At 50.5% G+C, this 23,746-nt stretch carries 21 protein-coding genes; 13 read left to right on the forward strand and 8 right to left on the reverse strand.

What is annotated here, in order from left to right:
• Window positions 1-6 precede the first annotated feature (6 nt).
• From aceF to tagH, 6 genes are all read right to left on the reverse strand, one after another.
• Window positions 7-1,329: a dihydrolipoyllysine-residue acetyltransferase gene (aceF, locus tag KDM87_RS16805; protein WP_212680284.1), complete on the reverse strand. Its 1,323-nt coding sequence runs from the start codon at window positions 1,327-1,329 to the stop codon at window positions 7-9.
• Between the two features lie 59 nt (window positions 1,330-1,388).
• Window positions 1,389-4,085 (reverse strand): pyruvate dehydrogenase (acetyl-transferring), homodimeric type, encoded by a 2,697-nt coding sequence (aceE, locus tag KDM87_RS16810; RefSeq protein ID WP_212680285.1) that lies wholly within the window; start codon window positions 4,083-4,085, stop codon window positions 1,389-1,391.
• A 488-nt stretch (window positions 4,086-4,573) separates the two neighbouring features.
• Window positions 4,574-5,065, reverse strand: coding sequence for a TssQ family T6SS-associated lipoprotein (locus tag KDM87_RS16815; protein ID WP_212680286.1), 492 nt, complete (start codon window positions 5,063-5,065; stop codon window positions 4,574-4,576).
• Window positions 5,066-5,076: 11 nt separating this feature from the next.
• Window positions 5,077-6,780 (reverse strand): serine/threonine protein kinase, encoded by a 1,704-nt coding sequence (locus tag KDM87_RS16820; protein WP_212680287.1) that lies wholly within the window; start codon window positions 6,778-6,780, stop codon window positions 5,077-5,079.
• 65 nt (window positions 6,781-6,845) lie between these two features.
• On the reverse strand, window positions 6,846-7,613 hold the full coding sequence (locus KDM87_RS16825; RefSeq protein WP_212680288.1) for a PP2C family protein-serine/threonine phosphatase: 768 nt from the start codon (window positions 7,611-7,613) through the stop codon (window positions 6,846-6,848).
• A gap of 11 nt (window positions 7,614-7,624) precedes the next feature.
• Window positions 7,625-8,848, reverse strand: coding sequence for a type VI secretion system-associated FHA domain protein TagH (gene tagH, locus KDM87_RS16830; RefSeq protein ID WP_212680289.1), 1,224 nt, complete (start codon window positions 8,846-8,848; stop codon window positions 7,625-7,627).
• 458 nt (window positions 8,849-9,306) lie between these two features.
• On the opposite strand from tagH, the gene KDM87_RS16835 reads away from it, so the two are divergent.
• Complete coding sequence (locus KDM87_RS16835; RefSeq protein ID WP_212680290.1) at window positions 9,307-9,831, forward strand: helix-turn-helix domain-containing protein; 525 nt, start codon at window positions 9,307-9,309, stop codon at window positions 9,829-9,831.
• Between the two features lie 80 nt (window positions 9,832-9,911).
• Here KDM87_RS16835 and KDM87_RS16840 read toward each other — a convergent pair whose 3' ends face one another.
• A complete protein-coding gene (locus tag KDM87_RS16840) occupies window positions 9,912-10,220 on the reverse strand; it encodes a hypothetical protein (RefSeq protein ID WP_212680291.1) in 309 nt (102 codons plus the stop codon).
• On the opposite strand from KDM87_RS16840, the gene folD reads away from it, so the two are divergent.
• The 6 genes from folD (at window position 10,219) to KDM87_RS16870 (ending at window position 16,461) form a co-directional block, all read left to right on the forward strand.
• The gene (folD, locus tag KDM87_RS16845; RefSeq protein WP_212680292.1) at window positions 10,219-11,064 is read left to right on the forward strand and encodes a bifunctional methylenetetrahydrofolate dehydrogenase/methenyltetrahydrofolate cyclohydrolase FolD; all 846 of its coding nucleotides are present in this window, start codon (window positions 10,219-10,221) and stop codon (window positions 11,062-11,064) included. The genes KDM87_RS16840 and folD overlap by 2 nt on opposite strands.
• A gap of 1 nt (window position 11,065) precedes the next feature.
• Entirely contained in the window at window positions 11,066-13,129 is a 2,064-nt protein-coding gene (locus KDM87_RS16850; RefSeq protein ID WP_212680293.1) for a M3 family metallopeptidase, read from the forward strand.
• Between the two features lie 11 nt (window positions 13,130-13,140).
• On the forward strand, window positions 13,141-13,758 hold the full coding sequence (locus KDM87_RS16855) for a glutaredoxin family protein (RefSeq protein ID WP_212680294.1): 618 nt from the start codon (window positions 13,141-13,143) through the stop codon (window positions 13,756-13,758).
• A 1-nt stretch (window position 13,759) separates the two neighbouring features.
• Window positions 13,760-14,179: a DNA polymerase III subunit chi gene (locus KDM87_RS16860; protein ID WP_212680338.1), complete on the forward strand. Its 420-nt coding sequence runs from the start codon at window positions 13,760-13,762 to the stop codon at window positions 14,177-14,179.
• A 1-nt stretch (window position 14,180) separates the two neighbouring features.
• Window positions 14,181-14,615: a hypothetical protein gene (locus tag KDM87_RS16865; RefSeq protein WP_212680295.1), complete on the forward strand. Its 435-nt coding sequence runs from the start codon at window positions 14,181-14,183 to the stop codon at window positions 14,613-14,615.
• A gap of 700 nt (window positions 14,616-15,315) precedes the next feature.
• Window positions 15,316-16,461 carry a branched-chain amino acid ABC transporter substrate-binding protein gene (locus KDM87_RS16870; protein WP_186885960.1) on the forward strand — a complete coding sequence of 382 codons (1,146 nt, stop codon included), beginning with the start codon at window positions 15,316-15,318 and terminating at the stop codon, window positions 16,459-16,461.
• Between the two features lie 91 nt (window positions 16,462-16,552).
• On the opposite strand, the gene KDM87_RS16875 is transcribed toward KDM87_RS16870, so the two are convergent.
• Window positions 16,553-16,861, reverse strand: a complete 309-nt coding sequence (locus tag KDM87_RS16875; protein WP_212680296.1) for a c-type cytochrome — start codon at window positions 16,859-16,861, stop codon at window positions 16,553-16,555.
• 125 nt (window positions 16,862-16,986) lie between these two features.
• Here KDM87_RS16875 and KDM87_RS16880 point away from each other — a divergent pair, with 125 nt between their 5' ends.
• From KDM87_RS16880 to KDM87_RS16905, 6 genes are all read left to right on the forward strand, one after another.
• Entirely contained in the window at window positions 16,987-17,220 is a 234-nt protein-coding gene (locus KDM87_RS16880; protein WP_212680297.1) for a TIGR04438 family Trp-rich protein, read from the forward strand.
• Window positions 17,221-17,300: 80 nt separating this feature from the next.
• Window positions 17,301-18,212 (forward strand): LysR family transcriptional regulator, encoded by a 912-nt coding sequence (locus KDM87_RS16885; protein ID WP_212680298.1) that lies wholly within the window; start codon window positions 17,301-17,303, stop codon window positions 18,210-18,212.
• A complete protein-coding gene (gene lgt / locus KDM87_RS16890; protein WP_212680299.1) occupies window positions 18,206-19,003 on the forward strand; it encodes a prolipoprotein diacylglyceryl transferase in 798 nt (265 codons plus the stop codon). The genes KDM87_RS16885 and lgt overlap by 7 nt, the downstream gene beginning before the upstream one ends.
• A gap of 347 nt (window positions 19,004-19,350) precedes the next feature.
• On the forward strand, window positions 19,351-21,438 hold the full coding sequence (locus tag KDM87_RS16895; RefSeq protein ID WP_212680300.1) for a M13 family metallopeptidase: 2,088 nt from the start codon (window positions 19,351-19,353) through the stop codon (window positions 21,436-21,438).
• 1,006 nt (window positions 21,439-22,444) lie between these two features.
• Window positions 22,445-22,906 (forward strand): OsmC family protein, encoded by a 462-nt coding sequence (locus tag KDM87_RS16900; protein WP_212680301.1) that lies wholly within the window; start codon window positions 22,445-22,447, stop codon window positions 22,904-22,906.
• A gap of 9 nt (window positions 22,907-22,915) precedes the next feature.
• Window positions 22,916-23,569, forward strand: a complete 654-nt coding sequence (locus KDM87_RS16905; protein ID WP_212680302.1) for an FMN-binding negative transcriptional regulator — start codon at window positions 22,916-22,918, stop codon at window positions 23,567-23,569.
• The last annotated feature ends 177 nt before the right edge of the window (window positions 23,570-23,746 follow it).

Consider the following 23,746-nt stretch of genomic DNA (forward strand, 5'->3'; position numbering starts at 1 on the left):
CTCCGCTCACAGCAAGGTTTTACGCAGATCAGCCAACACGTCGGCCAGATAAGCAGTGAATTTTGCGGCCATCGCACCATCGATCACGCGGTGATCATAAGACAGCGACAGCGGCAGCATCAGACGTGGCTGGAATGCTTTACCGTCCCACACCGGTTTGATGCTGGATTTCGACAAGCCCAGAATCGCCACTTCAGGTGCATTGATGATAGGCGTGAACGCTGTACCGCCAATGCCGCCGAGCGAAGAAATCGTGAACGTTGCGCCTTGCATATCAGCCGGTTTCAGTTTGCCTTCGCGTGCCTGGGCAGACAATTCACCCATTTCCAGCGCGATCTGCGACAGGGTTTTCTGATCTGCATTTTTCACCACAGGCACCACCAGACCATTCGGTGTATCAGCGGCAAAACCGATGTTGTAATACTGTTTCAGAATCAGGTTTTCACCGGTGGCGTCGAGTGAAGAATTAAAGGCCGGGAATTTTTTCAGCGCAGCCACACTTGCTTTAATAACGAACGCCAGCATCGTCAGCTTGACGCCGGATTTTGCCATCGCTTCGTTCGACGATTTACGGAAATCTTCGAGGCCAGTGATGTCGGCTTCATCAAATTGCGTGACATGCGGAATCATGACCCAGTTGCGGTGCAGATTCGGGCCGGACAATTTTTTGATACGTGATAAAGGTGAAATTGTCGTAGCACCAAATTTGCTGAAATCCAGTGACGGCCAAGGCAATACATCGAGACCAACGCCGCTGCCATTTTTCGCTGGCGCGGAAACCGCAGCAACAGCGGTGCTGCCAGCCATGATGCCTTTGACGAAGTTCTGCACATCTTCCTGCGTGATGCGGCCTTTCTGACCAGACCCGGCAACGCGGCTCAGATCGACACCGAGTTCACGCGCAAATTTGCGTATCGATGGTGAGGCATGTGCTTTACCGGCAGCCGCTGTCGCCACTGGTGCGGCAGCTGTTACCGCAGGTGCCGCTGCAACCACCGGCGCGGATGCCGGTACTGGTGCTGCGGCCGCTGGCGCGGCGGGCGTCGCAGGCGCAGCAACTGGTTGAGCTGGTGCTGCTGCGGGCACATCGCCACTGGCTTCGACGATCACCAGTAAGGAGCCTTCGGCGACTTTGTCACCGACTTTGACTTTGATTTCTTTGACCACACCTGCATGGCTGGATGGGATTTCCATGCTGGCTTTGTCTGATTCGACAGTGATCAACGATTGATCGACTTTGATGGTATCGCCGACTTTGACCATCAGCTCAATGACTTCCACTTCCTTGAAATCACCGATATCCGGTACTTTGACTTCAATTGCGCTCATAAATTAGCTCCGTTTGCGTTTTTTCGTAGGGTGCGCCTGGCGCACCCTGCCTCATGCTGTTACACAGTCACCGGATTTGGTTTGTCTGCGTTGATGCCGTATTTCGCGATTGCCTGAGCCACCACGGAAGCAGACAAAGCACCTTCGTCAGCCAGCGATTTCAGCGCAGCAATCACCACGAAGTAACGATTCACCTCGAAGAATTCACGCAGTTTGGCACGTGAATCGGAGCGACCGAAACCATCCGTTCCCAGAACCTTGTAGCTGCGGTCTTTCGGAATGAAAGCACGTACCTGTTCAGCAAACGTACGCATATAGTCCGTTGATACAACGATAGGACCTGTCGTGTCTTTCAGGCATTGAGTGATGTATGGCAAACGGGCATCTTCAGTCGGATGCAACATGTTCCAGCGTTCCGCATCCTGACCATCACGTGCCAGCAAAGTGAACGAAGGTGCAGACCAAACGTCGGCAGCGATGCCCCAGTCGGATTGCAACAATTCAGCAGCAGCAATCACTTCACGCAGGATCGTGCCGGAACCCAGCAACTGCACGCGATGTTTGGTTGTTTCTGCCGATTTTTGCAACTGGTACAGACCTTTAATAATGCCCTCTTCCTGACCGGCTTTCAGGCCCGGATGGCTGTAGTTCTCATTCATCAGCGTGATGTAGTAGAACACGTCTTCCTGATTCGTCACCATACGACGCAAGCCGTCATGCATGATGACCGCAACTTCATGTGCGAAGGTCGGATCGTAAGGCACGCAGTTCGGAATCGTCGATGCCAGCACATGGCTGTGACCATCTTCATGCTGCAAACCTTCGCCGTTCAATGTCGTGCGACCGGCAGTACCGCCGAGCAGGAAGCCGCGCGCACGCATATCGCCCGCTGCCCACGCCAGATCGCCGATACGCTGCAGACCAAACATCGAGTAATACGTGTAGAACGGAATCATCACGCGGTTATTGGTCGAGTACGAAGTCGCTGCAGCAATCCAGGAGCTCATACCACCAGCTTCATTGATGCCTTCCTGCAAAATCTGACCGGCTTTATCTTCGCGGTAGTACATCACCTGATCTTTATCGACTGGTTCATACAACTGACCAACCTGACTGAAAATACCGATCTGACGGAACAAGCCTTCCATACCGAAAGTGCGTGATTCATCGACCATGATAGGCACGACGCGTGGGCCTAAACTCGCATCCCGCAATAAGGTCGTCAGAACGCGGACGTACGCAGCAGTGGTGGAAATTTCACGGCCTTCTGCGGTCGGCTCCAGCATTGCCTGGAATGCTGATAATGCTGGCACAACCAGCGCTTCGTCTGCTTTCTGACGGCGTTGTGGCAGATAGCCGCCCAGCGCTTTACGACGTGCATGCAGGTATTGCATTTCCGGCGTATCGTCGGCTGGTTTGTAGAAAGGTATGGCTGGCAGATCCGCATCGGCAATCGGCAACTGGAAGCGGTCGCGCATGGCTTTGATCGCTTCATCATCAAGCTTCTTGGTGTTGTGCGCGGTATTACGTGCCTCGCCGGATTTACCGAAACCAAAGCCTTTGATACTCTTCGCCAGAATCACCGTTGGCTTGTCTTTGCTTTCCTGCGCCACTTTATAGGCGGCGTAAATTTTGTGCGGATCATGACCACCGCGGGTCAGACGCCAGATATCGTCATCCGACATTTTGCTGACCATTTCCAGCAATTTCGGATGTTTACCAAAGAAGTGGGCACGCACGTATGCGCCATCTCTGGCTTTGTAGTTTTGATATTCACCGTCGACGGTTTCCATCATCACTTTTTGCAGGATGCCTTCTTTGTCTTTCGCCAGCAATTCATCCCAGCCACTGCCCCAGATTACTTTGACGACATTCCAGCCTGCGCCACGGAAATCGGATTCCAGTTCCTGAATGATCTTACCGTTGCCACGTACAGGGCCGTCCAGACGTTGCAAGTTACAGTTGACCACAATCACCAGATTGTTTAACTGCTCGCGGCCAGCCATACCGATCGCGCCCATGGATTCCGGTTCATCCATCTCACCGTCGCCACAGAATGCCCATACTTTCCGTTTTTCTGTATCCGCAATCCCACGCGCATGCAGATACTTGAGGAAACGCGCCTGATAAATCGCCATCAATGGCCCCAAGCCCATAGATACAGTTGGGAACTGCCAGAAATCTGGCATCAATTTCGGGTGCGGATACGAGGACAAACCTTTACCATCGACTTCACGACGGAAATGCTGCAACTGTTCTTCGGTCAGGCGACCTTCCAGAAATGCGCGGGCATAAATACCTGGTGCGGAATGTCCCTGGATGTACAACAAGTCACCGCCGTGGTCTTCGGTCGGGGCGTGCCAGAAATGGTTGAAACCTATGCCCAGCATGTTCGCCAGCGACGCAAAGCTGGATAAATGACCGCCCAGATCGCCGTCCAGACGATTGGCTTTCACCACCATCGCCATCGCGTTCCAGCGCATCATCGAGCGCAGTTTTTCTTCGATTTCCAGATTGCCCGGGCAATGTTCGCCCTGATCAGCCGGTATCGTATTCACGTAAGCGGTATTGCTGGAGAACGGGATATGCGCGCCACGGCGGCGCGCCAGATCAACCATGCGCTCCATCAGGTAATGAGCACGCTCAGGGCCTTCATTCTCAATCACGGATTCGAGCGCATCAAGCCACTCATTCGTTTCCATGACATCTGGATCATTGACGGCTTGCGCCAGAACTTGGTCTATCTGGGGTGACATAAGAGGCCTCCTGTTGGTGCGCTTTCGAGGTGAGCGCGCGTTAGCGTATCGACGAATATAAACTGAAATTTTATTTATGCAGGCATTCTAGCAGGGGTTTTTTAATTTTCCAAATAGCGATATTCAATTTTATAATGTGAAATTTTGTTTGCGGCGCAACATATTTTGTCGTCTGCTTTTTAAGGAAAGTTATTGCATAGAATCGTCAGCTCGTACACCCGGAAACGATCCGGCACACCGGATTCTCATCAGCTATCTGATCAAGGTAGTGCACAAAAATAGGAAATGAAACTTTTACAAGCATACATGGCGAAAACAAGCGCAGAAAGACAAGCTGCACGATGCGGCTTGTCTATACCTGTTTTTGAATTTATATCAGCGAGAAAGACGGCTGACAGAAGCCCGCGTCTGAGATGTCATGAGCGAACGCGATGACAGAAACACTTGCGCGGCGCGGTGGCAAAAAAACCGCGCAACTTGACGCCCTGCTATTTTTTTAAGGTTTTAGCTTTTTTGGCCTTTAAAAAAACCGGGCCCCATATCGGATGACCAATCTCATTCGGCATCAGATCAAAGTTGGGATCAAGCTTTAAGGCTCGCTCAAATTGCTGGCGACACAGTTGTGTTCTGGATGTGACGCAATAGCTGAACGCCATTGTTTTCAACGCATCGAGTTGTATTGCCTTGTTATGACCATTCCAGATCTCGGTCGCGCCACTGAGTTTTTTGATCGCGCCGTTGTAATTACCGTCGTTATATAAGGCGCTTCCCTCGTTGTAAGCCTGTACGTCAGGGCTGATCACCGGCGCCGGTGCTGCGGCTTCAGGTGCAGGAGTAGCTGCAGCAGCAGGTTTTGCCTCTTTCGACTTGACTGCCGTTTTTGGCGCCGGGGCGTTCTTAGGCGCGGTTTCGCATCCGGGCAAAAAAGTGCATGCGAGTAGCAGGCTGCAGACAGGGAAAAGGCGGAATTTATTCTTCATTTTACTCAAACTTATTTAGCAACGAACTCATGCTCAATGACGCTGGCATTATTTTTACCCGCGTCAACTTCAATCAGATAGTCGGGAAAGCCCGGATTAGTAATCCTGATTTTATGCTTACCCTTGGTCAGACTTAAATTTTTCAGCGGTGGGCTGGCACCGCTTTGCACACCGTCTACAAACACGGTGCCCCACGGTTTGACGGCAAGTTTAACATTGACTTTACTGATCGCAGGTTCCGCCAGAGCACTCTGCGCCTTCGCTTGTTCCGCCGCTTGCGTTAATTCATTCAGACGTGCTTGCGCCGCGGCGGCATGTTTGCCGTTCGGATACTGCTGCAAAAATACGCTGATCGCTTGCGGCTCTGAATGTTCGCTGCTACTTAATTTTTCCCATGCCTGCGCTTCCTGATCTGGGCCAGAGACCACATCTGAGGCAAGCGGAATCGATGCGGTGGCAGCAACAGATGACGCAACGGCCTGCTGTTGTACAACCGGCACGTTTGACGGCACTGGTTTCGCTGGCTCATTACGAGTGGTGAAATAAACACCTGCTGCCAGCAGCACCAACATAGCGCCGATAACGATCAGCCCTGCCCGGGTGGTAGATATCTGGCGGAGTGTGTGCAGTTTTTCACGCAACATTCCGGGACTCATACCGGCGTTGGCCGACTTACCAAGACGCGTGGTCGTGGTAAGTTTTTGCGATGAGGGATTGCTGGAGTCCGCGCGCCCGCTTTCACTCCCCTTGCGCTGAGAGGAGGATTTACGCGATTTACGGGAGGACGCAAGCGCGCTGATACCAAGCAAGCGCCTGAATTCATCCATCGTTTGCGGTCTGTCCTGTGGCTGTATTGCCAGCGCCTGATCGACTGCACTCAAAAATTTAGTACTGAATCCTGGATGAGGATCTTGCTGCAAAGGCACCAGCGTATCCTTTACCACACGTGCCACGGACATGACGGGCGGGGACTTGATAATCATGTAGTACATGACAGCGGCCAGCGCATAAATATCGGTCCACGGCCCCTGACGCAGATCATCGTCATCGGCATACTGCTCGACCGGCGCATAACCGGGTTTCAGAATAACGGTTAATCCTTGCGTCATGTCGCCAATGATCTGACGTGCTGAACCAAAATCCAGCAACACCGCATCACCGTTTTTTTGCACGATAATGTTATCCGGCGACACATCTCTGTGCAGTATCCTGGCATGGTATAAAGTATCCAACGCATCCAGAATCTGCCGGAAAATAAATTTGAGCCATGCTTCCGTCACGAGTTCGGGACGGGTAGCCGCAATCTCCTTGAGTGTCACGCCATCGTAGTGACGCATCACCATATAAGCCGTCTTATTTTCTTCCCAGAAGCGATAAACCTTCACCAGCGACGGATGATCGAACTGCGCCAGCAAACGTGCTTCATTGATAAAGCTCTTGAGACCGGCATCAAACGTTGGCTTATGCCGGCCAGTGTGAACGACCACGCTGCCATCCTCTGCCCTGCCGGCAAGTGCACTCGGCATATATTCCTTGATCGCGACGGTACGCTGCAAGGAATGATCAAAGGCCAGATACACGATGCCAAACCCGCCCTGACCGAGTACACCGGTAATTTCAAAATCATTCAGGCGAGTTCCTGTCGCGAGGCAATTGCCGGTTCCTGCCGGGTGCTCATCTGCGACATCGTTATCGAGTAATTTAGTTGTATTCAAGGCTTACTCAGAGGCTAAAAATTAGAAGCTAAAATCAAAGGGTAAAAATGGCAGATCATGTTTTATCACAAAGCACTGGTATCACGAACACAAATGGCAAATGCTGAAAAATTATCCCGACTGACATCGGTATTGGCGATATTTTTTTCGGCCATCGTATTCATCTGCTTCAACCATGCTTCGCTATTCCGGCTTGCCAGCCAGCTCTGCTCTATCTGGTCTTCATGCACCCATTCCCAGAAGCCATCCGTACAGATGAGGAAGGCATCGCCTTCTTGCAAAGCCACGGCATCCAATGTTACTTCCGGAACAATATCACCCTCGGCACCAACCGCGGCAAATAATATGTTGCGATGAGGATGTTGCCGCAGCGCTGCATAATCAGCATAACCTGCATCGACCATTCTTTGCGCCAGACTGTGATCTTTCGAGACCGACAGTATTTTCCCCTGACGCAGCAAATAAATTCGCGTATCCCCCAGATGTGCCCACAAGGCGCAGCGATTCACGATATCAATCAGCAGCGTTGCCATGGTCGAACTCATATTTTTTTGCACAGCGCTGGACGCTTTCTCTTGCCCAACCTGCTGTATCGCCGATTCTATATAAGAGCGCAAGGCATGGGCGCTGAACGACGCGTCTTTCCGGAACTTGGCTATGATACTCGCAGTCACCAGATTGGCGGCGGTTTCACCGCCCAGATGCCCGCCGGTTCCATCGGCCAGCACGAAACAGGCAAGGTCGTCCTCAAACGCGCTGTCAAGTACATCCTGATTCGATTGCCGGTCACCGATCGCGTTAATGTATGCAGTATCCAGATGCATGGGCATCATCACGCAATCATTCAGAGCGCAGGGGATTCGTGTCTGGCACGTTCCACTTCGCGTTCATAGGCAGCTAAAAATTCTTTGCCGAACAAGGTCTGAAATTCGTCTTTCGATTCCAGCGAAAGATCTTCAAACATTTCGACAAAATGATCCCACATGTCCGCTTTGCGGCGTGCCGGATTCATCTTATCCATCAAGGTCGGCACAGGCAGCAAGCGCGCAAATCCAGACGGTTCAAATTTTTTCTGCAGCGCATCCATCGCGGCCTTCATCCCGGCGACGACGCCCAACTGATGCGCGCGCAAATCCTGAAATGCATCTTCCATCGCTTCTGCCGGCGTCATAAATCCCGGCATCTTTTTGCGCAGCATCTGCGTCAGAACGGTCTGACTATCCGGGAAAAATTTTAAAGGATTATTTTTTCGTAATACCACCATAGTGACGTCCGCATTCACTTCACGTTTCACCAATGCCCGTTGCGAAATCAAACCCATCGTTCCTTCCACCGACGTCGCCACTAATTTGCCTAATGTTTCCATCAGTTCCGTTGTCAGCCCGGAGGAAATGTGCAGAGAAGTCAGACCCGCGCCCTGCAAAAAGGCATTTAGTAATTCATTGGAATCCGCGGCCGCCTTCGCTGATTCGGTCAGTTTTGCCGCATCTGCTACCTCGACCGCCTCAGCTACCACACCGTCCGCTGCTGGCGGCGTCGTGGTAGCCGGTGGCAGACGATGCGCCTCATCCTGTTGCACGTTTTCAGCAACAGCATCAGTGTCCGCACGCATGAGAAATCGTGGAGGTTGCGGCGTCTCTTTCCGGTCGCCTTGCGATGCCGCCGTTTTTACGAACGAAGCATTCTCTGTCGCGGCGGGTTCGGTAATCACATCTGCCCCGCCGACTGCAGTTAACGTGGTGTCGCTTTGCGCCTCACAGGAAAGAACTTCGAGCACATATAAACCGATCTGAATCTGGTCGCCGATATGAATAGCATAGTCACGCTCAGGATCAATTTCTTTACCGTTAACACTGACTGGATTCGCGAGGCTGACATTCATCAGATAATGGTGGGCGCCATCGCTCCAGACTTTGGCCTGAGTGCGGGAAACAAAATGTTTGGGATCAGGTAAAACCAGAAAATTGTCGTCGCTGCGTCCTATCGTCTGCGGTGTTTCACTAAAACTGGCCGCAACGGGGGAGATAGGAGTTTCATTGTTATATGAAACAACGGCAATTTTTATCATTTGTCATACTCCGGAATCAAAGCGGATGGGACCACGGGAAAAGGAAAGCACCGGACGAGAGTCAGGCTGGTTTTAAACCAACCTGAGATTATGGCGCATTTATGGCGCATTATTTGCATCAAGCTTAGACAACGGCGTTAAATTTTTACCACGGCTGAACACAACAATCAGCCTGCTGATAAAAATAATGATTATCAGAAGTACCATGCAGGTGACTAACCGGGCTTGGATAGAAAATCAAGGTCACCTCAACTCACTGAGCAAACCAAGCACTGACGCTCTTTTGACCTAACAAAAACAGCAACATCTGAGTCTAAATGCCATGAAGTAACGGCTTTACAACGATAAAGTAAGCAACACTATAAAAATTACACACAGTTACAAAAAAGCAATATGATCAGTGCTATAGTTATTCGCCGTTTTTGCGCAAAATATCGTTTTTTTAAAGCGAGGGTTCTATGAGTGATGCTGGGTCGGGTCAGCCGTTATTATCAGAAGTGACGGGATCTTTTCATTATCAGGAATTGATTGAGTCCAGGCTTGGGCAACCCATTGCGACTGATGTATTTAACGCTGATGCTGAACGGTTATCCTCATCACCGGGAGCCAGGCTGGCCGCAGCCCGCAATGCTTCTGGCTGGACTGTTGATCAGGTGGCGACACAACTGAAAATAACACGTCATCAGATACTGGCGATTGAGGCAGATGATTATAACGCCCTGCCAGCACCGGCAATCGTCCGCGGTTTTGTCCGCGCGTACGCCAAACTGCTGAAGCTGGACTCTGCTCCACTGCTCGAGTTAATGCCGGATGTGCATGGTAAGAAAAAGATGCCGACTGCGAAAGGAAGCAAAGCACGAGCTTCCACCGAGAGTGCTAAGCGTTCCTCTACAAATGCAGGGATGGCGCCCCCCACCACCGCACTCTTTATCTATGCCTTGTGCGTAGTAGGGCTGGTGCTGGCAGTTGTTATGTATAAATAGCCTTGCTGTATAGACTTGTTATATAGCCTTATTATCACTCAGTGACGGGCATCATCGCTTTGTCCGCTAAAGTCGATATTTCAGATACTCCCCCATAAATTATCAAAATTCACCCTAATCTCTTTGAAATCATTGGGGCTGTAAATATACTCCCCCGGAGTATATTTACAGTTAAAAACGACACAATCTGAGTTTCCGCGCTGAATATCGTTAAAACGCTGATACACAGCACAAGTCAGAACGCTGCCTCCATGCGGCATTTCAGCTATCCGGCACCCAACTTCTCGCGCAGGCATACTTTTGTATTCAGCCCCACTCTGCATAGTTATCCGGTGAGCCACCGCATAATTTATAATCGCGGCTTGATCTTCTTTTGCAAAGCCCATCATGACTGCCCAAATTATCAGCGGAACCGAACTCTCCCAACAAATCCGTGCCGATGTCACACAACGAGCTGCGGCCCTGACAGCGCAAGGAAAACAACCTGGTCTGGCAGTCATCCTGGTCGGTGAAAATCCGGCCTCGCAGGTGTATGTCCGCAACAAGGTGAAAGCATGCGAAGACTGCGGCTTTTATTCTGTGCTGGAAAAATATGCGGCCGACCTCAGCGAAGCTGATTTACTCGCTCATATCGAAAGACTGAATCAGGATCCGAAAATTAACGGTATTCTGGTGCAACTGCCTTTGCCTGCACACATCAACGCGAATAAAGTCATCGAGGCCATCGCCGCGGAAAAAGACGTCGATGGCTTCCATATCAGCAATGCCGGTTTGCTGATGACGGGTCAGCCGCTGTTCCGCCCATGCACACCGTATGGCGTGATGAAAATGCTGGAATCAATTAATTACCCGGTGCGTGGTGCGAATGCGGTCGTGGTCGGTGCGTCGAATATCGTCGGCAAGCCGCAGGCAATGTTGCTCTTGCAAGCGGGCGCCACCGTCACCATCTGCAACTCCAAGACCCGCGATCTGGCAGCACATACACGCAACGCCGACATTCTTGTTGTCGCCACTGGCAAACGCAATATCGTGACCGCAGACATGGTCAAACCAGGTGCCGTTGTGATTGACGTTGGTATGAATCGTGACGATGAAGGCAAACTCTGTGGTGATGTGGACTATGCGCCGACCAAAGAAGTCGCGGGTTATATCACACCGGTTCCGGGTGGCGTAGGTCCTATGACCATCACCATGTTACTGGTCAACACGATTGAAGCTGCCGAAAGAAACTAAGATGACCACCAGTTCTCCATTGCTCGACTTTACCGACCTGCCGCGTTTTGCCGATATCCGCGCGGAACACATCACCCCTGCCATTACCAGTCTGCTGGCGGAAAACCGGGCCGTAGTTGAACAACTGTCCGCCAGTCAGGACGAAGTGACGTGGGAAAATTTTGTTGAGCCATTGGAGAACGCCACCGAAAAACTGGGACGCGCCTGGGGCATCGTCAGTCATTTGAATGGTGTTGCCGATACACCTGAATTGCGGGCGGCCTACAATGAAAATCAACCGGCGATCACAGAATTCTGGACCGAGCTGGGACAAAATCTGGCGCTGTTCGGCAAATACAAAGCCTTGCGCGCGCAAACCGGATTTGATGCCTTGCCGGTGGCACGTAAAACCATCATACAAAACGCAATCCGTGATTTCCGTCTCGGCGGCGCCGAGTTGCCAGAAGAACTGAAACAACGCTACGCTGAGATTCAGGAAAAACACGCGATGCTGACCACGCGTTTTTCTGAAAATGTGCTTGATGCTACCAATGATTACGCCTTACTGATCAGCGACATCAACGAACTCAAGGGTGTGCCGGAAGATGTGATTCAAGCAGCCAAAGCAACGGCTGAAAAGAACGGTAAAACCGGTTATCAATTCACGCTGCATTTCCCGTCCTATTTCCCGTTATTGCAATACGCCGACAACCGTCAGATTCGCGAAACGATTTATCGTACGAATGCCACTAAGGCTTCTGAATTAGGCGCGAAACCGGAGTGGGATAACACTGCAATCATCGAGCAGCTGCTGCAGCTGCGCAAAGAAGAAGCGCAACTGCTCGGCTACCGGAATTTTGCAGAGGTTTCGCTGGTCAGCAAGATGGCCGAGTCACCAGCGCTGGTCAGCAGCTTCCTCGAAGACCTCGCCCAGCGTGCCCGTCCTTATGCCGAAAAAGACTTGCAGGAATTACGCAGCTTCGCCGCCGAACAATTAGGTATCAGCACACTGGAAGCCTGGGACGTCACTTATGCGTCCGAAAAATTGCGTGAACAGCGCTATGCATTTTCTGAGCAGGAAGTGAAACTGTATTTCCCTGAGCCACAAGTCATCAGCGGTTTATTCCGCGTAATTCAAACCTTATTCGGTGTCAGCATCCGTATCGATAAAGCGGATACCTGGCACCCGGACGTACAGTTTTATCGCATAGAAAAAGACGGACACCTGATCGGTCAGTTTTATCTCGACTTGTATGCACGTCAGGGCAAGCGTGGCGGCGCCTGGATGGACGATGCCCGTGGTCGCCGCAAAACTGCTGGCGGCATACAAACGCCGGTTGCCTATCTGGTATGCAATTTCACCGAACCTGCAACGGTTGATGGCGTACGCAAACCGGCCTACTTTACCCACGATGAAGTGATCACCCTGTTCCATGAATTCGGTCATGGTCTGCATCATCTGCTGACACAAGTTGATGATTTATCGGTCTCCGGCATTTCCGGTGTGGAGTGGGACGCGGTCGAATTACCATCGCAGTTCATGGAAAATTTCTGCTGGGAATGGGATGTGCTGCAACACATGACGGCTCATGCAGAGACCGGCGAACCTTTACCGCGCAGCCTGTACGACAAAATGATCGCGGCGAAAAATTTTCAGTCCGGCCTGCAAACTTTACGTCAGGTCGAGTTCGCGCTGTTCGATATGCGTCTGCACGACCAGTTCGATCCACACGGTACACAGTCGGTACAGGATATTCTGAATCAGGTCAGGGAACAGATTTCTGTGTTTACCGCACCGGAATTCAACCGCTTCCAGCATGCATTCAGCCATATCTTTGCGGGTGGTTATGCGGCCGGTTATTACAGTTATAAATGGGCCGAGGTATTATCTGCTGATGCCTATGCTGCGTTCGAAGAACACGGTAAAACCGAGGGCAGCAATCTGTCACGCACAGCGGGACAAAAGTTTCAGAAAGAAGTACTGGAAGTCGGTGGTTCCCGCCCTGCTCTTGATTCATTCAAAGCCTTCCGTGGCAGAGAGCCTGCCATCGATGCATTATTACGCCATAGCGGCATGTCAGCCTGAAGGAGTACAACGTGAAACGAACCACAACCGCGATCCAATTTCTGCTGTTGCCCTTGATATTGCTGGCCGCGCAAGCGCAGGCACAGCTCTACAAATCGGTGGGGCCGGATGGGAAAATCACGTATTCCGACACACCGCCACAGGCGAATCAGAAATTGCTGGAAAAAAAAGAATTGTCCGGCTCGGTGAGCACTGCGAATTTTCCTTATGAACTCGGGCAGGCTGTCTCAAAAAATCCGGTGACCATTTACACAGCAGCCAATTGCGCCCCCTGTAACGAAGGCAAAAATCTGCTGAAATCCGCCGGTGTTCCTTTTTCAGAAAAAACCGTCAAAACATCCGAAGACATTGAAAAACTGAAACAAATCAGTGGCGACACCCAGTTGCCTGTGATGCAAATCGGCAGCAAGAAATTACGTGGTTACAATGCTGACGACTGGAAAGCAGCGGTAACGTCCGCCGCTTATCCTGCCAGCAACATGCTGCCGCCAGATTATCGTTATCCGGCAGCAGAAAGTGCAGCCCCCGCTGCAGCCGCAACTACAGCCGGAGAAAAGCCCGCGCCGCAGAAAAAGCCCGCCAACGTCCCGGCCAAAAAACCTGCCTCAGAGAATGACTTCCGCTTCTGATATGACGCGTATCGATTTTCACAGTAATGTCGCTGACAAGCTTCATTACGCCTGCCGACTGATACGCAAGGCCCGCGCAGCCAACAGCAAAGTCGTGGTCTATCATCACGATCTGGCTGTTCTGCGCCACCTGGATGAAGCACTGTGGACCATCAGCGAAGCCGATTTTTTGCCGCATGTGATGGCCGACGATGCACTGGCATCAATGACGCCGATTATTCTCAGCAATACGCGTCTGGATCAAAGCCCGCATTTTGAATTGCTGGTCAATCTGAGTGCCACGGTACCAGATCATTTCTCCCTGTTTAGCCGCATGATAGAAATCGTCTCAGGCGAGCAGCAAGACACGCTGGCAGCGCGCGAACGCTATCGCTACTATCAACAACAAGGCCACACTCTCAGCCATAACGTCGCTAAATAATATGAATACCTCGATTGATGCCAGCATCCCCGTTCTCACTGAAATTATTCTCCCGGTTGCTGAAACTGTGAATGAGGCTCATGCCGGGGCTGGAACGGTCACAACTGCAACAACATCCTCATCGCCATTACCAAGCCCGCTGCCCGCCACCGCAGCCGCTGTTGCCCAGGCGGATGCCGACACAACAAATGTCAGCGTTCCGGAAGAGCAATGGCAAACACTGGAGCAAAGTTTAAAAGAAGACGTACTGAAGCACGTTCTGGCGCGCGTCGATTTTGTTCTCGAGCATAGAGTCAGGGACAATCTTGCCGATGTATTGCAGACAGCGGTTGAGGGCTTGGCAAAAGAGATTCGCGCCGGTTTGAAAAACTCACTGGAAGAACTGGTCACCAGAGCAGTCACTCAGGAAATCAACAAGGTAAAGAATTCAAAATAGTTTTTTATCTCAATGCTGCAACACCTCGTTAAGTTCTTTCTGGCGAGTTTTCTGTGGTCAGACGACAGCATTCGGCGTGCCACCTTAGCTATCCTGCCAGCAACAAATCCTATGCCAACGCATTCGGATGAAGCGCACAGTCGATCACAATGACGTGGTGCGTCGCACAAAATTAACCTCTCGCTGATGTAAAAAACCACCAGAATTAAAAAAATATTGTCGCTATCCAATAAAATTTCAAAGCATTTTTCAATCGTATTTTCTTGAGGCCGCACCAACTTTGTGCGCCTCGCCCTAAGTTATCCCTCCCCGTGCCTTGACCCGTCTGCATTTATTCCCGGTCAGAAAACATTCCCACTCTGACATCGGCACTATCGCAGCAAACCCCATCAACATGGGAAGGCTACGACATTAGATTTTGATGCACTGCAAAGAAGAGTTCACGAGATGGGCAGCGGTTGCTTATCAAGGCTTCAACATTAATAATCAGCGCTGACTTTCTATGAGTTAAAAGCTGGCAATCCCGGTTAAAAAAATGCCCGATTTTGGCGCATGGAAAAATCATTCGGATAAAAAAAAATCATGCTAAAGAGCTTTCCGAAATTTTTTTTCTGTTGTACCTTTTGTATATTCAGTTTCCTGAATAGGTTGGCATTACAGTTTTGTAGCCCTACTTTTTAATCCTCAAGGGAGTATGTTCATGTCGTTAAAAACTAAAATGATTCCACTGGCTGGCGCGATCGCTTTCGCATTTGCTGGTTCTGCGGCAGCTCAGGAAGTCGTTATTAAAATTGGTCACGTCGGCCCTGTTTCCGGCGCTATTGCCCACTTAGGTAAAGACAACGAAAACGGCGCCAAAATGGCGATCGAAGAGTTGAATGCAAAAGGCGTGATGATAGGCGGCAAAAAAGCAAAATTCGAATTGCTGGCTGAAGATGACGGCGGCGATCCTAAACAAGGCACGACTGTTGCACAAAAACTGGTTGATGCAAAAGTCAACGGCGTTATCGGCCATCTGAATTCAGGAACAACAATCCCAGCATCCAAAATCTACAACGATGCAGGTATTCCACAAATTTCCCCATCTGCAACAGCAGTTCCATACACTAACCAAGGCTTCAAAGGTGCATTCCGCGTTGTGGCTAACGATGGTCAGTTAGGTGGTACTTTGGGTCGTTATGCTGTACAGATCAGCAAAGCGAAAAAAATTGCAGTGATTGACGATAAAACAGCCTACGGTGAAGGCGTAGCAAAAGAATTCGTCAAAGGTGCTAAAGGTAAAGGCGCAGAAATCCTCGTTCAGGAACATACAACGGATAAATCGAATGATTTCGCCGCCATTCTGACTACGATCAAAGCGAAAAAACCTGATCTGATTTTCTTCGGTGGTATGGATGCGGTTGCCGGTCCTATGCTGCGTCAGATGAAAGCATTGGGCGTGAATGCGAAATTCATGGGCGGCGACGGTATCTGTACAGCCGATCTGGTTAAACTCGCTGGTGATGCTATCGGCGAAGGCCAGGTAGTTTGTGCTGAGGCTGGTGGTGTTCTCGACGCGCAAAAAGTAGCGAACGACAACTGGAAAGCAGCATACAAGAAAAAATTCGGCGTCGATGTTCAGATCTATGCACCGTATGTTTACGATGCTGTCATGACGATGGTCGAAGCCATGAAACAGGCTAACTCAGCAGAACCGGCAAAATACCTGCCAGTGCTGAAGAAAATCAAATACAAAGGCGTTACAGGCGATATCGCATTTGATGATAAAGGCGATATCAAAGACGGCACACTGACTTTGTACACATACAAAGGCGGCAAACGTGATCTGTTGGCTGTGACGAAATAATCAGCGTCAATTCAGACAAAAAAAGCCCGGTTCAAATGAACCGGGCTTTTTTTATTCATGCTGATCTGCATTTTTCAGCAGTCTGTCTTGCTTATTTCAATGCAAGAATCCACTTAACCAAAGTTTTAGCTTCTGCTTCTGTCACTTGTGGATTCGCTGGCATAGGGATCGCGCCCCAAGTACCGCTACCACCTTTGATGACTTTCTGTATCAGCTTGGCTTCTGCAGTTTTATCGCCCGCATATTTTTTTGCTACTTCTTTGTAGCCAGGACCGACGACTTTATTATCAACAGCGTGGCATGCCAGACAATTTTTCGCTTTTGCCAGATCGGCATTCGCCAGCACCGAGCCAGATGCCAATACTGCCAGAGCAGCACCTACGATTAAGGAATATTTCATTGTTCTCTCCAGGTTAAAAATGCCGTTTCATTTTAACGCTTTTCAGCGATTTGAACACGACTGAAAACATGCCGGTTGACCTGCCGCCTAATACGTTCTAATCTCCTGACAAAAGGAAACTAATTATGCTACTGATCATCCCGCTGTTATTGTTGCTGGTCTTAAAACTTGCCGAAGTGTCGGTATTTGCTACCATGTCGTGGTGGTGGATAATTGGCGGCGCCATATTTGCCTTTTTCTGGTTTGAATTTTTCGAACGCATGCTGGGTCTGGATAAACGCAAAGATGATGTGCACTTCGAAAAAATGAAGGCAGAACGCCTGAAACGGACGTTTGATAAAAAAGTTGGCCGTCGTTAATCCCACCCGACCTGAACAATACACAAAGCCGACATTTGGTCGGCTTTTTTTACGGACAAGAAAGCCGGTCATCTTCACGCATGAGCAATTCTGATCTGCGCCATCTGGAATTACGCCAGCTTCGCTATTTCATCGCGGTTGCGGAAGAAATGCATTTTGGCAAAGCCGCACTACGTCTGAATATGACGCAACCGCCGCTATCGCAGGCGATTCAATCTCTCGAAAACTTGCTGGGCACGCCGCTGTTTATCCGCACCACCCGCCATACCGCACTGACGCCCGCCGGGATGGCTTTGCTACCAGAAGCCAGACGGCTGCTGGAGCAGGCCAATAGTCTGCGCCAGTTGGCGCAACAAGCCGCCGCAGGTGCGCGCGGTCATTTATCACTCGCTTTTGTCTCTGTCGCCGATTACAGCATACTGCCGCCGACGTTGCGGGCGTTCCGGCACAGTCATCCCGACGTCAGCATAGAGTTGCGTGAAGCCACGACCGACATCCAACTTGATGCGCTGGAAAAAAGTGAAATTGACGCGGGCTTCATGATCCCGCCTTTGCCGGAAAAACTGCAGCAGTTGTTGTGCTACCAGAAAATTCTGACCGAACCACTGATGCTGGCAGCGCCTGAGCACTTACTACCGCGTCACCGCTCGCTCAAAATGGAAGACTGTCCGGATCTGCCACTCATCTTATTCCCCCGCAAAATCGCACCTTCATTGCACGATGCGATACTCGGTCATTTCCACGCGGTGGGGAAAACGCCAGTCATAGGCCAGGAGGCAATACAGATGCAAACCATCGTCGGACTGGTGTCGGCTGGCATGGGTATCGCACTTGTGCCACAATCCGTTTCGAACTTGCAGCGCCCCGGCGTGGTCTATCATCCGATTGAAGATGCCGCACCTGCAGTCGAGATCGGTATCGTCTGGCGTAAAGATAATCCGTCAGCGGTACTCGCCTCCTTTTTACAGCTTTTACACACAACCACATGCTGATTCATCCTAATCCTGATCCCGTCGCTTTTGCCATTGGCCCTCTTTCCGTGCATTGGTATGGCCTGATGTATATGGTCGCCTTTGCCCAGTTTATTATGCTGGGCCGTTATCGCCTCAGATTGCCGCACGTCGCGGCCAAAGGCTGGACCCGCGAACATATCGACGACATGCTTTTTTACGGCGTACTCGGCGTCATCCTCGGTGGACGTATCGGCGAAGTGCTTTTTTACGGCCTGCCCTACTACCTCGACAATCCATTAGAAGTTTTCAAAGTCTGGAAAGGCGGCATGTCTTTTCATGGCGGTTTTCTTGGCGTGCTGATTGCGATGTCCTTGTGGGCACGCAAAGCAAAAATGCATCTGGCAGATGTTTATGATTTCATCGCACCGCTCGTGCCGCTTGGTTATGCGGCTGGCCGCATCGGCAACTTCATCAATCACGAATTGCCGGGGCGCGTTGCCTCTGCCGATTTACCCTGGGCGATGATCTGGCCCGGTGTCGATCATCCTGTCCATCCCTCGCCGCTGTATCAGGCGCTCGTCGACGGTGTTTTACTGTTCATTATTTTGTGGATCTTCGCCAGTAAAGCACGACCACGGCTGGCGGTCGGGTCTTTGTTTGTGATCCTGTACGGTTGCGCCCGCTTTTGCACAGAATACTTCCGCACACCGGATTACGAAGTCAGTTTTGCCGGACTCACGATCTCTGCCGGACAGATGCTTTCGCTGCCGATGATCGTGGTCGGCGCGCTGCTGCTGTTCTGGTCTTACCGCCAGAAAAAATCCTCGTAATTGCTGTATTTTTGGGGAGTATATGTAAAAAACACCTTGATCCCCTCGTAAATAAAGGAGGTTTAAATATACTCCCCCCATTATATTTCATGCTTTTATCGCCTTAAATCGCCTCCTGAAGATCGTATCAACAATGCGTATTCAGACTAAAACCGGCGTCACCGACTGCATTATCCGGATAAAAAAAGCGGCTGATTATTTCGTATCCTGACGAACTAATCCGCCGCTTTTTTGTCTCAATCAACCTGACTGTTTTCTTCACCTGGCATTCGTTTTCAATGCCGGTGACTGAATGACATTTCATGAATGCTATTTCAATCGATTTTAAAAATTAAAGGGACCATCACATGCAACGCACCCTGCTCTCGCTTGCCGTCCTGGCAGCCATTTCTGCCGGCAGCACCGGCGCCGCTTTTGCCCAGACGACACCAGCCCACACAACCGCAGCAGCATCGACAACGATAGCGACTGCCGCCCGCATTTCAGGCATCGACCTGCAATGGATAGATACCAGCGTGCGGCCACAAGATGATTTCTTTAAATTCATGTCAGGCAAATGGCTGGCGAATGCAGAAATTCCGGCAGACCGCGCCCGCTTTGGTTCTTTCGATCAGTTGCGCGACTTATCCGAACAACGTTCGTATGACATCATCAAAGCATTAGCCGCAGACAGCAAATTGAAAGCGGGCAGCAACGAGAAAAAAATCGCCGATCTCTACAATAGCTTCATGGACGAAGCACAGGCTGAGAAACTTGATATTGCGCCGCTCAAAGCGACATTCAACCGCATTGACCGTTTCACCAAAAAAGAAGATTTGCCAGCACTGATTTCTAATCTCGCCAAACTCGGTGTTTCGCTGCCGGTGCAATCCGGTATCGGCCAGGATGCGCGCGATTCCAGCAAATACGCGGTGTATGTCAGCCAGGGTGGACTGGGTCTGCCAGACCGTGATTACTACCTGAAAGACGATGATGCCAAGCTCAAAGGTTTCCGCGACGCTTACGTTAAACACGTAGAAAAAATGCTGGAAATGAGCGGTCAGAAAGATGCCGAAAAAGCGGCTGCCAGCATCCTTGCACTGGAAACAGAAATCGCGAAAATCCAATGGACCAAAGTCGAAAACCGTAACCCGGTAAAGACCTACAACAAAATTGAAAAAGCAAAATTGGCAGAGCTACTGCCAGGCTTCGACTGGACCGCCTATTTCGCTGGCACCGGTGTCGGCAACCGCGTGGATTACGTGATTGTCCGTCAACCGGGCTTCCTCAATGGCATGGCCAAAATCATCCATGAAACGCCAGTCTCTGTGTGGCAAGCCTATTACAAATGGAAAGTGCTGGATGCGTATGCCAGCCTGTTATCGAAACGCTTTGTGGATGAAGATTTCAACTTCTCCAGCGTGACCTTACGCGGTATTCCGGCGAATCAGCCGCGTTGGAAACGTGGTGTCGCACGCGTGGAAGAAAGCATGTCTGAAGCACTGGGGAAACTGTATGTCGCCAAATATTTCCCGCCTGAGAATAAAGCGCGCATGGAAGAGCTGGTGAAAAATCTGACGCTCGCCTACAAACAAAGCATAGAAACGCTGGACTGGATGAGCCCTGAAACTAAAAAAGAGGCACTCACCAAGCTCGCGAAGTTCACCCCGAAGATCGGCTATCCGGATGTGTGGCGTGATTACAGCAAACTGGTCATCAAAAAAGATGATCTGGTCGGTAACGTGATGCGTGGCCGTGAACATGAATACTTACGCCAATTATCCAAATTAGGTCAGCCTGTCAGCCGTAAAGAATGGGGCATGAGTCCGCAGACTGTAAATGCGTATTACAACTCCCGTCAAAATGAAATCGTCTTCCCGGCCGCGATTCTGCAGCCGCCATTCTTCAATCCTGCAGCAGATGACGCCGTAAATTACGGTGGTATCGGCGCGGTGATCGGCCATGAAATCAGCCACGGCTTTGATGATTCCGGCAGCCAGTCTGATGGTGATGGCAATCTGCGTGACTGGTGGACCAAAGAAGACAAAGCGAATTTCGGCAAACTGACTGCAGCGATGATCGCGCAATACAACGCCTACAGCCCGCTGCCAGGTTATAACGTCAACGGTGCCCTGACACTGGGTGAAAACATTGCCGATAATTCTGGTTTATCGATCGCGTATAAAGCGTATCAGATCTCACTCGGCGGCAAACCCGCGCCAGTGATTGACGGTTACACCGGCGATCAGCGTCTGTTCATGGGTTGGACACAAGTCTGGCGTGGTAAGGCACGAGATGCCGAAGCGATTCGTTTGATTAACACCGATCCACACTCGCCAGCGGCGGTACGCGGCAATGCGCCACTGACCAACCTGCCAGCGTTCTACTCTGCGTTTGGTGTCAAAGAAGGCGACAAAATGTACACCGCACCAGAGAAACGCATCACGATCTGGTAACGGCGTCAGCAATGAACAGCATCAGCGATGTGCATGTTCATTCACAAATGCAGCAACAACTGATCTGAACAATCAGAACAATCTGAATAACCAGACTAAGCTCTCTTTCTTTAAAATGAAAGAGAGCTTTTTTTAAATTCAGCCTTGACACAGATCTGCGTAAGGCGATACATTAAACCCATGCGTACATCCACTCATATCACTGCTGCGAAAACAACCGCCGGACACAGACCCGCTCTGCTGCTCGCGTTTTCCAGCTGGATGCTACTAACTCTGCTATCACTGGCATCTCTGCTACTACCTAAATAAGCAAAGCAATTCTGCTAAAAATGTAGTCTCAATCAGGTTTCACCTCCGTTTTTATTTTCAGTTTTTTCGACTTCATTGAAGTCCTCCTTCAGGAATCCGCATGTACATCAGCGCCCGATTCATCAGCCATTTTCTGCGTCGCACCGACGCCGGGCTGATGCTGTCCGTCGCTGTGCCAGCACTGCTATCCGTACTACGACTACCGATCGGTTAACTGGCCTCGCGTACTGTTTGCTGGCCGTCAGTTAGCCTCTGAGCGCCAGCCTCATTCCGTTCAACGGACACAATTTCCGTACTACGCTTATCAGGCACATCCGCTTCTGGAACGCAGAACACAGCCACCCGATTCAGCGCAATTATCGTTGCAGCTGGAGCTGCTGTCTCACCGACAATCACAAGTTATCCGTGCGACAGGCCGTGGCATTCATGAGAGATTACATCGTGCCTTTCAGACGCAAGGCATAGAACTGTAGATATTCAGCCACAGCGAAGAAAAAAATACGTCAGAATCCGGATCGGTATCAATGTTCGTGTTGATACCACTGCAGATCGGCTACAAGTATTCTGATCATTACGTTAAACTGTCTGTCAACACTGAGCGTACCAGTTTTACTGATCGCGCTGTTTGGCAACGCAGCATCAAATCGTGCCGGGATAGGTACAGCTAAATTTATCCATGATCGCCAGAAGGAATTATATGGAACAGTATTGTGCAAAAGTGGTTTGGAATCGTGGTGAGCAGAATTTTAGTGACAATAAATATAGCCGCGGTCACGAGTGGAAATTTGACGGCGGTCTGACTGTACCGGCGTCTTCCGCACCATCCTCCGTTCCTTTGCCGTTATCGGTGGCAGAAAACATTGATCCGGAAGAAGCACTGGTCGCCGCGCTGTCGAGCTGTCATATGCTGTTTTTTCTCGCCTTCGCAAGCAAGCAAGGTTTTATCGTTGACAGTTATGAAGATAATGCTGCGGGCATCATGGAGAAAAATGAGAAAAGGCGAATGTCCATCACCCGCATAGACCTGCGCCCGCATACTGTATTTTCCGGGGCAGCCATTCCGACTGCGGAACAAATTCTGGCGCTGCATCACTTGTCCCACGAGCACTGTTATATCGCGAACTCTATCCGTGCAGAAGTCGTCATTACCCCAGTGTGAGCAAATAAAATGTACACACCCGCGGCGTTTTCCGAGCAAAAAATTGAAGTGCTACATGCACTGATCGATGCACATCCTCTGGCTAGCATAGTAACCTCGACAGAAGATGGCATGACCGCGGATCACATTCCCATGATCATCACAGCGCCAAGTGCTGACGCGCCGTTCGGTACGTTGCGCGGACACGTCGCGCGACAAAATCCGTTATGGCAATACCCATCAGAGATGCTGTGTATTTTTCAGGGGCCGAGCGCTTACATTACCCCGAGCTGGTACGAAGAAAAAAAACAGAATGGCGCCGTCGTTCCAACATACAACTATGCCGTGGTGCACGCATACGGAAAGTTACGTATCGTCGATAATCAACAGGAATTTCTCGCACTGCTCAATAGTCTGACCACACATTTTGAGGAACAACGCACGATGCCGTGGCACATCAGCGATGCCCCGTCAGACTATATTCATCATCTGATGGAGAGCATCGTCGGCATCGAAATTCCTATCACCCGCATCACGGGAAAATGGAAAGCAAGTCAAAATAAAATAACGCAAAACCGTATCAATATTGCGATGGGTTTGCGTGAAGAAAATAATCAGGATGGCATTGCGATGGCAGACCTGATGGAGCAAGCCTTATTTGCTCCGAAAGAAAATAATACGTAAGGAATACTGCGGCTTTCAGCCGTGCTACATATAGCTGTCAATACCTGCGTCTCGTTGCAGCGTTTTGTAGTACAAGTTGATACGTGAAAGGCTGCGTGCCTGAACCGAATAGTTTTTTCAATTTTTGCACTGAAAGTTTCTGCGTCAAACAAAAAAGTCATTCCGCCCTGGTAAACA

Origin of the sequence: Cognatundibacterium rivi, from assembly GCF_018139565.1 — a bacterium.
Taxonomy (GTDB): Bacteria; Pseudomonadota; Gammaproteobacteria; order Burkholderiales; family Burkholderiaceae_D; genus Undibacterium; species Undibacterium rivi.